General features: G+C 38.5%; 10 protein-coding genes and 1 pseudogene. 2 read left to right on the plus strand and 9 right to left on the minus strand.

Annotation, left to right across the window (positions count from 1 at the left end; all coding sequences use genetic code 11):
• Positions 1–145: 145 nt before the first annotated feature.
• The 5 genes and pseudogenes from trxB to AC3ITD_RS10455 form a co-directional block, all read right to left on the minus strand.
• Entirely contained in the window at positions 146–1,102 is a 957-nt protein-coding gene (gene trxB, locus AC3ITD_RS10435) for a thioredoxin-disulfide reductase (protein WP_265800317.1), read from the minus strand.
• Positions 1,103–1,216: 114 nt separating this feature from the next.
• Positions 1,217–1,855, minus strand: a pseudogene (locus tag AC3ITD_RS10440) (putative polyvalent protein kinase domain-containing protein).
• Between the two features lie 54 nt (positions 1,856–1,909).
• Entirely contained in the window at positions 1,910–3,073 is a 1,164-nt protein-coding gene (locus tag AC3ITD_RS10445; RefSeq protein WP_489366273.1) for a dipeptidase, read from the minus strand.
• A 91-nt stretch (positions 3,074–3,164) separates the two neighbouring features.
• Positions 3,165–3,353 carry a DUF3060 domain-containing protein gene (locus AC3ITD_RS10450; RefSeq protein WP_265800312.1) on the minus strand — a complete coding sequence of 63 codons (189 nt, stop codon included), beginning with the start codon at positions 3,351–3,353 and terminating at the stop codon, positions 3,165–3,167.
• Positions 3,354–3,561: 208 nt separating this feature from the next.
• Complete coding sequence (locus AC3ITD_RS10455) at positions 3,562–5,190, minus strand: acyl-CoA carboxylase subunit beta (RefSeq protein ID WP_489366275.1); 1,629 nt, start codon at positions 5,188–5,190, stop codon at positions 3,562–3,564.
• 602 nt (positions 5,191–5,792) lie between these two features.
• Here AC3ITD_RS10455 and AC3ITD_RS10460 point away from each other — a divergent pair.
• Complete coding sequence (locus AC3ITD_RS10460) at positions 5,793–6,239, plus strand: DUF2721 domain-containing protein (RefSeq protein WP_489366277.1); 447 nt, start codon at positions 5,793–5,795, stop codon at positions 6,237–6,239.
• A gap of 44 nt (positions 6,240–6,283) precedes the next feature.
• Here the strand turns inward: AC3ITD_RS10460 and AC3ITD_RS10465 are convergent, their stop codons facing one another.
• The 4 genes from AC3ITD_RS10465 to guaB form a co-directional block, all read right to left on the minus strand.
• Positions 6,284–6,748 (minus strand): MaoC family dehydratase, encoded by a 465-nt coding sequence (locus AC3ITD_RS10465; protein ID WP_265800309.1) that lies wholly within the window; start codon positions 6,746–6,748, stop codon positions 6,284–6,286.
• A gap of 69 nt (positions 6,749–6,817) precedes the next feature.
• Positions 6,818–7,411, minus strand: a complete 594-nt coding sequence (locus tag AC3ITD_RS10470; protein WP_489366280.1) for an LOG family protein — start codon at positions 7,409–7,411, stop codon at positions 6,818–6,820.
• A 426-nt stretch (positions 7,412–7,837) separates the two neighbouring features.
• A complete protein-coding gene (locus tag AC3ITD_RS10475) occupies positions 7,838–10,417 on the minus strand; it encodes a TonB-dependent receptor (RefSeq protein ID WP_489366282.1) in 2,580 nt (859 codons plus the stop codon).
• Between the two features lie 1,166 nt (positions 10,418–11,583).
• Entirely contained in the window at positions 11,584–13,053 is a 1,470-nt protein-coding gene (gene guaB, locus AC3ITD_RS10480; RefSeq protein WP_489366284.1) for an IMP dehydrogenase, read from the minus strand.
• Positions 13,054–13,231: 178 nt separating this feature from the next.
• On the opposite strand from guaB, the gene ppnP reads away from it, so the two are divergent.
• Positions 13,232–13,513, plus strand: coding sequence for a pyrimidine/purine nucleoside phosphorylase (ppnP, locus tag AC3ITD_RS10485; protein ID WP_489366286.1), 282 nt, complete (start codon positions 13,232–13,234; stop codon positions 13,511–13,513).
• The last annotated feature ends 38 nt before the right edge of the window (positions 13,514–13,551 follow it).

Genomic DNA, 13,551 nt, shown 5'->3' on the forward strand with positions numbered 1-13,551 from the left:
TAAATCTTACCTAAGATATAGATTACGAAAAGAATGTATAGCTCACTTTTTTGTTACAATCTTAATCAAACGTTTGTTTTGCGAAATTTGAGACAAAAAAAATCTCCTCAAAAGTTGAGGAGATTTAAAATATTGTCAAATGAGTTTATGCCTCCACCGGATGTTCTTTAGCAGCAAGATAACGCTCAGCATCTAGGGCAGCCATACAGCCTGAACCCGCAGCGGTTACTGCCTGGCGATAATACATATCTTGAACATCGCCACAAGCGAAAACACCTTCAATATTAGTTAATGTAGAACCTGGTTTAGTTAACAAGTAACCCGTTTCGTCCATTTCCAACTGACCTTTAAAAATATCGGTATTTGGTTTGTGCCCAATGGCAACAAAGAAACCTTCGACAGGAATTTCTGAAGTTACGCTGGTTTGATTATTAAGCACTTTTACAGCGGTTACATTTTTACCATTACCCAAAATTTCTTGAGTTTCGGTATTATAATGTACTACGATATTTGGAGTTGCTAAAACACGACTCACCATTGTTTTTGAAGCTCTAAACTCATCGCGACGCACCAATAGATGGACAGTTTTACAAAGCTTAGCTAAGTAAGTAGCTTCTTCAGCAGCCGTATCTCCGGCGCCTACAATTGCAACATCCTGGCCTTTAAAAAAGAAACCATCGCAAACGGCACAAGCTGAAACCCCAAATCCATTATATTGTTGCTCACTAGGTAAACCCAACCATTTTGCAGTTGCCCCTGTAGCAATAATTACGGTATCGGCAGTGATGGTTTTAATTTCATCAATTACGACCTTGTGTGGAGCAGAAGAAAAATCAACAGAACTTACATAACCGAAACGGATATCAGTACCAAACCGCTCCGCCTGCTTGCGAAAATCTTCCATCATTTCCGGACCCATAATTCCTTGCGGATAGCCAGGGAAATTTTCTACATCAGTGGTTTGAGTTAACTGACCGCCGGCTTGCATACCGGTATACATAATTGGTTTTAAATCTGCTCTAGCTGCGTAAATCGCTGCTGTATATCCTGCCGGACCAGAACCTATAATTAAACACTGAACGTGTTCGTTTTCTTGTGACATTATATGGTGTGTTTGAAATTCATTAATTGTAATGCAAATTTAACGCATTAAATAATCGTTAGCAAATGCGCATTGTCAACATAGTTTACTTATTAACATTGAAAATACCATGCTTCACCCCTCATAAAAGTTATCTTGGAGATAAAAAATTGTATCGATAAAATATACTATTCCATTATTCGAGAGCACATTTTCATCGTGTAAATCTTCGAAAATAATTCGAAAATCTTTATTGATATAATCGTGATTTCTGTTATTTACGAAATTATTGAACAAAAGAAATTTTTTAACAGATGTTAAGTTTGTAAGTTCGTTCGCAATTATAAATTCTTGCTTTACAACTGCGAAAAGCTTTTCATCTATTAATTTAAAACCTAAAAAATTGTAAGCTGTCGCTTGAAAGAAATAATTGTGAATAAATAAACTGTTGAAGTAATCTAACCAATGTTAATAAAAAACAGAGTCGTTCAGCTTAACGACATTGCACTCGTCACCTCGATAAACTCTTTGTTCGGCTCCGGCGCTTATGAACTCTTCTTCTGAAATTTCGTTCGAATAAATGAGATTTTCTCTAATAGCGAAATCAATTAATCTGATTTCTTCTTCACTTTTGAGATACTTTTGTTTTTTAGCTCTGAAGCCTGTCTGCGCATATCTTCTAAGGAAATTTTGCGTTTTTTTGAGTTGGCTTGTTTCGCTAACTGATCCATCGCCGACAATGATATTTCGTAATTCATCGTTAATATTTTTCATTAAAATATGATTTAAAGATACGAAATTTCCCACATATGTAAAATGTTCGTTCAACTACCATCCCTTGTTCTCCCTAATTAATCGAATCACATTTCCACCAAGGATTTTCTTAATTTCACTTTTCGAATAACCATTCTTAATCAGCTCAGCAGTAATTTTAGGATAGTCGGCAACACTATTCATCCCTGAAGGAAAGGATTCTGCCCCATCAAAATCAGCACCTAAACCTACATGATCTACTCCAATTAATTTCACAATATGGTTAATGTGTTTCACCACTAAAGCAATCGGCGGCCGAATAGCTTCGGCATCAGCGCCATGGTTTGAAATTAGCGTATCGATAGCACTGCTCCTTCCATATTTAGCGGAAAGAATTTTTAATTCCTGATCGTATTTTGCTAAAAATAGCTTTTGGTTTTTAGTAAATGTTGAATCTAAAAATCCGCTGTAGAAGTTGATGCAGATTACGCCTCCATTTTTTCCAACAGCCTTAATTTGATCATCTTTCAAATTTCGTGGAACGGGATTTAAACTGTATGCACAACTGTGGGATACAATTACAGGTTTTGAACAGGCTGCAATGGCATCATAGAAAGTTTTTTCGCCTACGTGAGATAAGTCGACCATTACACCAAGTTTATTTAACCTTTTCACTACCTGCTTACCAAAAGCATTCAATCTAGCATTTTTTGGTTTCACTTTTCCAGAAGTTTCTTCGGCTGCTGAGCTTGCCCAAGGTGTACTATTGTTCCATGTTAAGGTTAAATAGGCCATTCCGCGTTTGGCCAGGCTATCGATATAATCTAAACGGTTTTCAATCATGTGCCCGCCTTCCACACCGATCATCGCAGCCATTTTCTGTTGCTTCACCGCTCTGTCCAAATCAGTGGCAGTGTTAACCAATTGAATTTTTTCTGGATATCTTTTAATTAAACTGTATAGCGAATCTATTTCTTGATTAGCGAGTGCATAACCCCCGGTTTCATCACACCAAATAGAAAAAAACTGGACATCCAAACCACCTTCTTTTGCACGGATAAGATCGAAATTCCCTTTCGACTGGAGTTTTCCAATATCAATTCCTGATTTAATTTGATTGAAAAGAATATCACCATGGGTATCAACTACGATAGCTTCCTGGTGAATTTGATTTGAAACTTGTGCCAGGATTTTGCTTTGAAGCAGCACAAAAAAGAGAAAAAAATAAAGGGTTTTCATAAATTAAAATTAAGCATTTGAACTTTTAATCATTCAAATGCCTAATCTTAATTTTGCTATTTAATTTTAGTGACGTAAGCATCATCGCCAGTTACACTTGAATTGCTTTTCCATTTTTATTTGGACTTGATTTATACGCCACGCCCGAATCTGCACCTTGAACCCTAATGGTTCTTACACTTTGCGCCCTCACTTTGATGGCTGCGCCAGTAACCGTTATGGTATTACATGCCCCAATGATGGTTACGTTGATCACTACCTGAAATATTGATATTTTCATTTCCTGTAGCTTCAACTGTTTTGGTGATACCGCTGCCGACAACATTTATCGTTTCCGATGTTTCCTTATTGGTCGTCTGTGCTTGCGAAATTAGAGGCATTGTACATAAAAACGTAAGCACAAATAGCCAAGCAATCTTTCCTAGATTTTTCATATTTGGTTGGATTAAATTCCCTTTAACGTCACCAAATATCATACCATACGAATATTACGTTTGGATCACACCAACATTGAAAGGTTTTGTTATCGGCGACTGATTTGCAGCTTCAATACCCATTGATATCACTTTTCTGGTTTCTAAAGGATCGATAATGCCATCTACCCAAAGTCGGGATGCGGCGTAGTAAGGAGTAGTTTGACTATCATATTTGTCAGTAATTTCTTTCAACATCTCCGCTTCTCGCTCTGGCGTTATCACTTCTCCTTTCGCCTTTAACGAAGCCTCTTGAATTTGCAACAACGTTTTAGCCGCCTGTGCACCGCCCATTACTGCTATTTTAGCCGTCGGCCACGCATAAATTAATCTTGGATCGTAGGCTTTTCCACACATAGCATAATTGCCAGCTCCATAAGAATTGCCCATTACGATAGTGAATTTTGGCACAACTGAATTGGCCACAGCATTTACCATTTTAGCACCGTCTTTAATAATTCCGCCATGCTCTGATCGACTGCCAACCATGAAACCGGTTACATCCTGTAAAAACACCAATGGAATTTTCTTTTGGTTACAATTCATGATAAAACGGCTTGCCTTATCTGCACTGTCAGAATAAATTACGCCCCCAAACTGCATCTCTCCTTTTTTAGATTTAACAACCTTGCGCTGATTGGCCACTATTCCAACTGCCCAACCATCGATACGGCCCAAACCGCAAACGATGCTTTGTCCATAGCCCTGCTTATATTCCTCGAATTCAGAATCATCAACCAAACGGTTAATGATATCCATTATCTCATACTGCTTATCTCTGTTTTCAGGAATAATCCCATACAACTCGTCCTCTTTGGCTTTCGGTTTAGCAGGATTAATCCTATTAAAACCGGCATTTTGGGGTGCACCCAACATGCTCATAATGTTTCGGATACTATCCAAACAGGCCTGATCATTGGGATGTTTGTAATCGGTAACCCCAGAAATTTCGCAGTGTGTGGTCGCACCGCCTAAGGTTTCATTATCAACCTCTTCTCCTATAGCAGATTTAACCAAATAAGATCCGGCCAAAAATACTGATCCGGTTTTATCGACAATCATGGCTTCATCGCTCATAATGGGTAGGTATGCCCCACCGGCCACACAAGCACCCATAATAGCGGAGATTTGTACAATCCCGTCGGCAGACATTATTGCATTATTTCGGAACATTCTCCCGAAGTGTTCCTTATCTGGAAAAATTTCATCTTGCATGGGCAAATACACACCCGCACTATCAACTAAATAAATTACAGGCAAACGATTTTCCATGGCAATTTCCTGAGCCCGAAGATTCTTTTTAGCTGTCATCGGGAACCAGGCGCCGGCTTTAACCGTGGCATCGTTAGCAATAATCATACATTGGCGACCGCTTACATAACCAATACCGCAAACAACCCCCGCAGAAGGACAACCGCCTTGCTCCTGATACATTCCATCAGCAGTGAAAGCGCCAACTTCCAGGAAATCAGAATCTTTATCAATAAGATAAGCAATGCGCTCCCGGGCCAATAACTTCCCTTTCTCTTTTTGTTTAGCCGCGTTTTTTTCGCCACCACCCTGATAAATCTTTTTGAGTTTGGTTTTAAGCTCGTAAACAAGCTGTTTATTTACATCCTCATTTTTGTTGAATTCGATATCCATGGTGGCAATTTAAATTTATTTTCAGAAATATTGAGAAGACTGAAATGGTTTCTAGTCTATCGGGGTGAATATTAAATATGGAGTACAAAGAAAGCATGGAGTGGTACGAAGAAAATATTGACCTTGAAATATAAAACCTCACCCTATTAAAGTAAGTAGTATTTGCTCTTCTATTACAGTCCCTCTCCTTGAAGAGAGGGAAACAAAGACAGTTTTAACCACAGAGTACACGGAGAAAAAATAACAGAGAGAACAGAGAAAATATTTACCTAAATCTGTATTCTCTGTCAAAACTCTGTGTGCTCCGTGGTTTATTCTCAAACAAAGAAATACTCAACCTTGTGTTCTTTGCGAAAACTTTGTGCCCTTTGCGGTTAAATAAATAGACAAAAAAGCATAGAGAAATAGGCGAAGGGGAAATAAAAGCCTCACCCTATTAAAGTCAGTAATAATTGTTCTGGTGTAACAATCCCTCTCCTTTAAGAGGGGGAACAATGGCCTTTGGCAATTGGGCTTTTGTTTTTTGCGAAAAACTTTGCGCCCTTTGTGGTTAAATAAACAGATATCCAATTAAAATAATATTTTTGAATAAATCTCAATAAATGGAACTCACCGTAAATATCCCTGCATTATTATTTCCTGCCATTAGCTTAATCATGTTGGCCTATACCAATCGCTTTTTAGCACTGGCTGCCCTGGTGAGAAGTTTAAAAGCAAAATACGAAGAAAGTGAGAAAAATATCGGTTTGCAAAACCAAATCAAAAATTTGCGCTACCGATTAAAGCTTATTAAAAACATGCAGGCTTTTGGCGTTTTAAGTTTTTGTCTTTGCCTTTTTTGCATGTTCTTTATTTATCTCGAATGGAATATTGTTGCAGAAATTCTTTTTGCTTTAAGCTTGATATTCTTCATGATATCGTTGATCATTTCTTTAATCGAAATCCAAATCAGCACAAAAGCACTTGAACTCGAACTTAGTACCTTGGAAGATTTAGAAAGTGAATCTCTAGGTGGATTTATCAAAAAGAAATTTAAAAAAATTGAATAAGCCAAGGATAAAAAAAAGCTAAGTTAAAATCCTTTTATTACAGCTTAGGCAGTAATAAAATGATACAAGAAAACAACCTCGCCTGTAAAAGCAGGTTTTTTTTGTCCTTCTATTTCCATCTCGATACCCATGTGCACTTTTGTAACCCCTCGCAAATTAACTATTGAAGCTAATTTAGCTTTTAACCGGATTTTACTATTCACCAATACAGGTTGTGCAAATTTTAAACTTTCGATGCCATAGTTAATTTCCATTTTTAAATTTTGAATATCAACAATCTCTTTCCATAGAAATGGGATTAATGAAAGTGTTAAATATCCATGTGCAATGGTACCTCCAAACGGACCTTCGTTCTTTGCTTTCTCCTCATCGGTATGAATCCATTGATAATCTAAGGTAGCATCGGCAAACTTGTTAATTTGCTCTTGGGTAATGGTATGCCAAGAGGATACACCAAGCTCTTTACCTAAATGTTGTTCAAACTCTGCGTGTGAAGTAATAATTTGCATTGGAAAATATTTTAGCCCCGCGTTTTAGCGAGAGCGGTTCAAAATTGTTTAATGTATGTTATAATCTTCTTAAGTTAAGTTTCTGTCTTTAAACCAAACTTCATCCGGAACAGCAGAAAACTCATCCATTTTATTAACCAGAGTTTCTGCGTCTGCTTCGTTAAAAACCAAATCACGGTTTGCTGGTTTTAAAAATCTGCTTTTCACCATCATTTCCATTTGCGCAAATAATGGATCGTAAAAACCACCTACATTTAAAACGCCAATGGGTTTATTGTGTAAGCCTAACTGTAACCAGGTTAAAACTTCAAAAAATTCTTCAAGCGTACCAAATCCACCTGGTAAAATGATAAATCCATCGCTTAAATCAGCCATTTTTTGTTTACGCTGATGCATATTTTCGGTGATAATCATTTCCGTTACGCCTTTGTGTCCAACTTCTTTATCCATCAAAAACTGAGGAATAACGCCAGTAACCGAACCACCTGATTGTAACACATCATCGGCTATTACACCCATTACGCCTACGCTCCCACCACCGTAAACTAACTTAATGTCTTGTTTCACCAAAACATCCGCCAGTTGTTTTATCGCATTCCGCAATTCCGGATCGCCATTAAAGTTTGAGCCACAATACACACAAACTGCTTTAAGCTTATTCATTTGGATTAAAATTTTTCGAAGTTAAGATTTTATCGGCTTTCTGTAAATTTTAATTCTGCACAAGATGGTTAACAATCATTTTTTAAAAGATTTGGAAAGCAGTTGCAGAAGTTTATTTTAAAGTTTGCCCTTCTATCGCTTCAAGTCCTCGCCCCGAAAAAAAATCGGGGCTGTGGGCTTTCCGCTCTATAAGGTTTAGGCACTTTGGCTGGCAAAAGGAACACTGACCAGCGTAAAGTAGACCTGATGGAAGTGAAATACTTTTTGTTGCCCTAACAAAAACCTACGAGGTTTAACTACAAGCATCACAAAAAGATTGAACGTACAGCAGGGTTACCGTAACCGAAAGGTACCGAAGCCTGCTCTCCAAAACAAAAAAAAGCGCCGGACAATGCCGACGCCTTCAATCAAATATAACAGAGAACGTTAGAAGCTATAACGGAAGGTTGCGCCGTAAGTTCTTGGGTCGCCGAGCACCCCAGCGTATAAACCAGAGTTACCTGCCGCAGCCTGCAATTGCTCGAAGTAATTTTTATTAGCAATGTTTCTACTCCACACAAACACAGAAAACTTTTCTGATCTAAACCCTAACCTGGCGTTAAGCAATGAATACCCCTGAACATTTAACACACTTGAAGGTGTTGGATTTGAGGAATAGGTAGAGCGGTAACTTGCATCGCCAGCAATAAAGTAGCGACCAGCTTTAGTAGCCAAATTACCCGGCGTACTCAATTCTGCACCACCAGAAACATTCCATTTGGAGATTCCTGGCAACCTGCCACCAGATGCATCTTTAAATGCAACCTGTGTAGCAACACCATTTATCGTTTCGGTGTGGCCGGTTTCTTCTAAAGGTAGTGGCGCATTGGTAAAACTTACATATTTACCATCCAGGTATGCCAATGCAGCATTTAAAGTTAAAAATCTTTCTAACTGGTAGGTTCCATCAATCTCCAAACCCTTTACATTTACCTTTTCAGCATTCGCTAAATATCCTCTGTTTACCCCTAACTGCGGCGATTGAACGTTGGTTTGATAATCTTTTATGTCGGTGTTGAAAGCGGTTACATTTAAAATTGCACCTTTAAATGGCTTTGTTTTCAGGCCGAGTTCGTAGTGTTCTACATATTCAGGTTTAACTACTGCCAAACTCAAATCGGCCTGACCGTTGGAAGCTGTTGGCAAGCCACCCACATTTACCCCAACTGGTTTGTAAGCGGTAGAAAAAGTTCCATAAACATTTAATTTTGGTGTAGGACGATAGGAAACTGTAATATTTCCAGACAAATTATTGTTATTGGTACTGGTATTAAATTGCTGATTGCTGTAAACTGCTGATTTTAGTGCTAACAAAGCGGCATCAGTTGTTTGCAAACCACCGTAAGTGTTTCTGTCATAATCAACATCTTTTTTATCATAAGTAAACCGAAGGCCTGGTAAAACATGCAGATTTTTAAGCACTTCCCAATCCACCTGACCGAAGACCGCTGCACTAAGCGATTTGATGGTAGAGTTTGTTCTGATGCCAAAACCATCTAACAATCCGGGTGTAGAATATAGTGCCTGTGCGCCTGTATTGGCAGTTTGTACAAATCTCCATTGATCTTTGCCTACCTCTTCAGTTTGCCCTAAGCCTTGTAAATTTTGCCCAAGTAAGAACACCCCTACTACCCCACTTAACTTTTCTGTAATGTTACCTGCATATCTAATTTCTTGCGAATACTGATCGTGACGGGAATTTCCTTGTGATTTAGTAAGGGCTGACAATTCGGAGAAATCTCTATCATTTGTTGGATCCCAGTTCCAGAATCTCCATGCTGTGGTGGAAGTTAAAGTTCCCCCGCCAATTTTATAATCTACGTTTAAGGAAATTCCACCTATCGATTGATTATGTCTCCAAGGAGTATTGGTATTTATTTCTCTTGAAAATGGATCTATTCTGGGTTGTTGGTAGCCTAAATCAGAAACTATTCGGGCGTACTGACGGTAAGCGCTTCTTTCGGTTGGCGTAACACCAGCAATTACCAATGGATAGCCTGCCGGATGCTGAACGCTCACATCTCCACTTAAAAGAATTTTCAACCGATCTGATGGTGTAAAATAAAGCTGACCTTTAAAACCGAGGTTATTTTGTCCGCTGTAACGGCGTTCTTCTCTGGAATTCCAAATCGTACCATCGCGTTGTGTTCCAGAAATGGAGATTTTTGCAGCAAGATTTTTTGCTACACCACCAGAAACTGATGTTTTCGCCTGAATAAAATTATAATTACCCACACTCATTTCCACTTTAGCTGTTGGGGTTTGTGTTGGTTTAGTTGTGGTAATATTAAAAGCACCAGCAGTGGTGTTCTTACCAAACAAAGTGCCCTGCGGACCCCGAATTACTTCAATTTGTTCAATGTCAAGAAAATCTGTTGAAGTTGCAGCCGGACGGGCATGGTAAACACCATCAACATAAAAGCCTACACCGGGGTCGATACCATCGTTCGTTAAGCCAAAAGTTGAACCTAAACCACGAATGTTTAATGTGGTATTACGGGCATTTGAAGCATATAATTGAACTGATGGAACCAACTCTTTTAACCGGTTGACGTTGAAAGCACCTGCATTTTCTGCTGCTTGTCCGCCAATAACCGTAATCGGAATGGGCACATCCTGTAAGACTTCCGAGCGTCTTCTAGAGGTTACTACGATTTCGTCAAGCTGGGTGTCTTCAACCAAAATCAGCTCAATTGGCGTTTCCTGCAGCTGCAAAACTTGAAAATCCTGAGGCTTGTAACCCACATAACTTACCCGGATATAAAATGGAGGTTGTTGTTTGGCATCGATTGTAAAAGCACCATTTGTATCTGTAATGGTGGCAATTTTAGTACCACGTACTGTAATAGTAGCTCCAGGTATTGTAGTACCGTTGCCCCCTTTTACAATTCCTTTTACTGTATTTTGAGCGAGTACAGCGGAAGCTGAAAGTATTAAAGAAAAAATGAGTAGTAAACTTCGTTTCATGATCGTATTAATGTGTTTTGGGTTAGATTTTATCTTTTAGTTATCCTTTCGGAAATAGTTGAATGTGATTTTTTGATGGCTACAACAACAATTGCGTTTAATGTTTTTTGCTTGCTTCATATTAAAATATATAAACCCTATAGATTTAGTCGACAAATATATTAAAAAAATGTATTTACCAAATTTTATTTTGTTTATTTATTTAAGTAGGTGAAGTTTAGGCAAACTGCTTAAAATTTTGTACACTTAGAAATTCAAATCCTATTGTTTTCGCATCCCACAAATCATTTAAATTGTGGGAAAATTTAGTTTATTATCTTTTTTGATAATTATATTAGCATTTGCAAATAATTATTGCTTTGCTCAAGGATCAGCTGCTGGTTGCTTGTATAACAATATAGTTTATACTTCAGCTCACCCAACTTCTGATAGGTTCGACTACGTAGGTCCAAAAACCCAATTATCATCTAATTATTGCTCCTGGGCACCGAGTATTTCATCGCCAATATGCGAAATTTGCATTGGGGGATTTAATACCCCAGGAAACTGTAAAGCTGGTGGATCATACCTCGGCGTCAAAGGCACATTTACGATGGTGGAATGCCCTATTGATAAAAATTACTTCTTCCTTGGCTTTGGAATATTAATTTCGATTATTTCGGTGAGAAAGCTAAATTCAAAGAAGCCGATGTTATCAAAAATCTGAACTTAATCTTAATATTTAGTAGTTTAAGATTGCTTTCCCGAATAGCCGGGACAAGCAATCTATTTAGCTAAGAAAGATGCTTCACCTCGCACAAGCCCGGCTTCGCAATAACGACTCTTCTTGAAAATGTGCACAGCTATTGTAAAAGGCATTTTAATAAGGAAGATTTTTTAACCGAGAAGCCAAGCCGTTTTTCAGGGCTGTGGCAATCTCATCTAAGAAGTTTATCCCGAAGAAAGATTTCTCAATCGCGAAGGGCTTATTTCGAAATGACGGAATGTGCGAAAAAACTAAGCAGCCAACAAACTAACCCCGTACGCAAATATGTTTTTATGAAAAATTAACCCTCGCAATGACTATTAATTTTCAAACAAGCATCAAAAAAAAGCAGGGCTATCATAGACGACGCCCTGCTTTGTATTATGTGTGTGAATTCTTGACTTCCGACTCCGGACTAAAATTACCTCGTATAGTTCGGTGCTTCTTTAGTAATGGTGATATCATGTGGGTGGCTTTCACGCATACCCGCTGCTGTAATTTGAACAAATTGCGCTTCTTGTAAAGCTTCGATACTTGCTGCACCACAGTAACCCATACTGGCACGTAAACCGCCAATGTATTGATACATCACTTCAGCTAAAGTTCCTTTAAATGGTACGCGACCAACAATTCCTTCAGGAACTAGTTTTTTAATATCATCTTCCACATCCTGGAAATAACGATCTTTAGAACCTTGTTCCATTGCTTCGATAGAACCCATTCCACGGTAAGATTTAAACTTACGTCCTTCATAAATAATGGTTTCGCCTGGGCTTTCCTCTACGCCAGCGAATAACGAACCTGCCATTACCGTACTTGCACCAGATGCGATTGCTTTGGCAATATCGCCTGTATGTTTAATTCCACCATCGGCAATAACCGGAACTCCTGTACCTTTTAATGCTTTAGCACATTCATAAACTGCGTATAACTGCGGAACACCAACACCGGCAATAATTCTGGTGGTACAAATAGAACCCGGACCAATACCAACTTTAACAGCATCAGCACCAGCATCCGCTAAGAATTTTGCAGCAGCACCCGTTGCAATGTTACCAACGATCACCTGTAAATCAGGATATTTTGCTTTAACTTCTTTTAGTTTATCCACTACTCCTTTTGAGTGGCCATGAGCCGTATCAATTGTAATCACATCAACGCCGGCGTGAACCAATGCATCAACACGTTGTAAGGTGTCGGCTGTTACGCCAACCGCAGCTCCAACACGTAAGCGGCCGCGATCATCTTTACATGCGGCAGGATAGTTCTTAACTTTCGAAATATCTTTAAAAGTAATTAATCCACTTAAGTAACCATCTTTAGAAACAACAGGTAATTTCTCGATCTTATAATTTTGAAGAATTTCTTCAGCCTGAATCAGATTTGTTCCTTCCGGAGCAGTAATTAGGTTTTCTTTGGTCATCACCTCGACAATTGGTCTTGCCATGTCTTTCTGAAAGCGTAAATCGCGATTGGTAATAATGCCTACCAGTTTATTATCGCTGCTAACTACCGGAATGCCACCAATTTTATGTTCTTTCATGATTTTGAAAGCATCAGCAACTACCGCAGTTTCCAATAACGTAACCGGATCTTGAATCATTCCGCTTTCCGATCTTTTAACTTTTCTCACCTCTTCCGCTTGTCTGTCGATCGTCATGTTTTTGTGCAACATACCGATCCCCCCATTTTGCGCAATGGCAATGGCAAGCTCAGCTTCTGTCACCGTATCCATGGCTGCAGAAATCAATGGAACGTTAAGCTTAATTTTTTTGGTTAAGAAAGTGGCTGTATTAACATCACGAGGCAGAATTTCTGAATATGCGGGTACCAAAAGTACGTCGTCATAAGTCAAACCTGTAGCAATAAATTTTGTGGAGTCGAGTTGCATAGCAAATAAATTACGATTTATTATTTGCCAGGCAAAGATACAAAAAAGCCAGGTAAATCAAAGGGCAAAGATAAAAATGGGTAAATATTGAGCTGAGGTGACAAATGAAATTTTTATGGAGATTTACAGTTTGTTCAATTGCTTTGTTATAATTGCATATTATTCTAAAGCCCCAAATATGATAATAGAAAACACCTATTTTGAAGGAAATGTAAAATCTTTAGGTTATGAAACCGGAGACGGAAAATCAACCGTTGGAGTAATCAACGCCGGTGAATATACATTTGGAACCGCACAGTTAGAAGTAATGCATGTTATTGAGGGAACATTAACTGTACTTTTACCTAACGACACGGAATGGAGAACTTTTGAGAAAGGTTCGCATTTCACTGTTCAGGCTAACTCTTCATTTTCTGTTAAAACGCTTGTTCAAACCGCCTACATTTGTCAGTATCGATAAAAAAAGTAAGTCAGCTAAAAAAATCTGACTTACTTTTT

This window comes from Pedobacter sp. KH_004 (assembly GCF_057840755.1).

Bases quoted from the DNA above. Each gene is read 5' to 3' on its own strand.
- trxB (WP_265800317.1), bottom strand. From the start codon at position 1,102: ATGTCACAAGAAAACGAACACGTTCAGTGTTTAATTATAGGTTCTGGT.
- AC3ITD_RS10445 (WP_489366273.1), bottom strand. From the start codon at position 3,073: ATGAAAACCCTTTATTTTTTTCTCTTTTTTGTGCTGCTTCAAAGCAAA.
- AC3ITD_RS10450 (WP_265800312.1), bottom strand. From the start codon at position 3,353: ATGAAAATATCAATATTTCAGGTAGTGATCAACGTAACCATCATTGGG.
- AC3ITD_RS10455 (WP_489366275.1), bottom strand. From the start codon at position 5,190: ATGGATATCGAATTCAACAAAAATGAGGATGTAAATAAACAGCTTGTT.
- AC3ITD_RS10460 (WP_489366277.1), top strand. From the start codon at position 5,793: ATGGAACTCACCGTAAATATCCCTGCATTATTATTTCCTGCCATTAGC.
- AC3ITD_RS10465 (WP_265800309.1), bottom strand. From the start codon at position 6,748: ATGCAAATTATTACTTCACACGCAGAGTTTGAACAACATTTAGGTAAA.
- AC3ITD_RS10470 (WP_489366280.1), bottom strand. From the start codon at position 7,411: ATGAATAAGCTTAAAGCAGTTTGTGTGTATTGTGGCTCAAACTTTAAT.
- AC3ITD_RS10475 (WP_489366282.1), bottom strand. From the start codon at position 10,417: ATGAAACGAAGTTTACTACTCATTTTTTCTTTAATACTTTCAGCTTCC.
- guaB (WP_489366284.1), bottom strand. From the start codon at position 13,053: ATGCAACTCGACTCCACAAAATTTATTGCTACAGGTTTGACTTATGAC.
- ppnP (WP_489366286.1), top strand. From the start codon at position 13,232: ATGATAATAGAAAACACCTATTTTGAAGGAAATGTAAAATCTTTAGGT.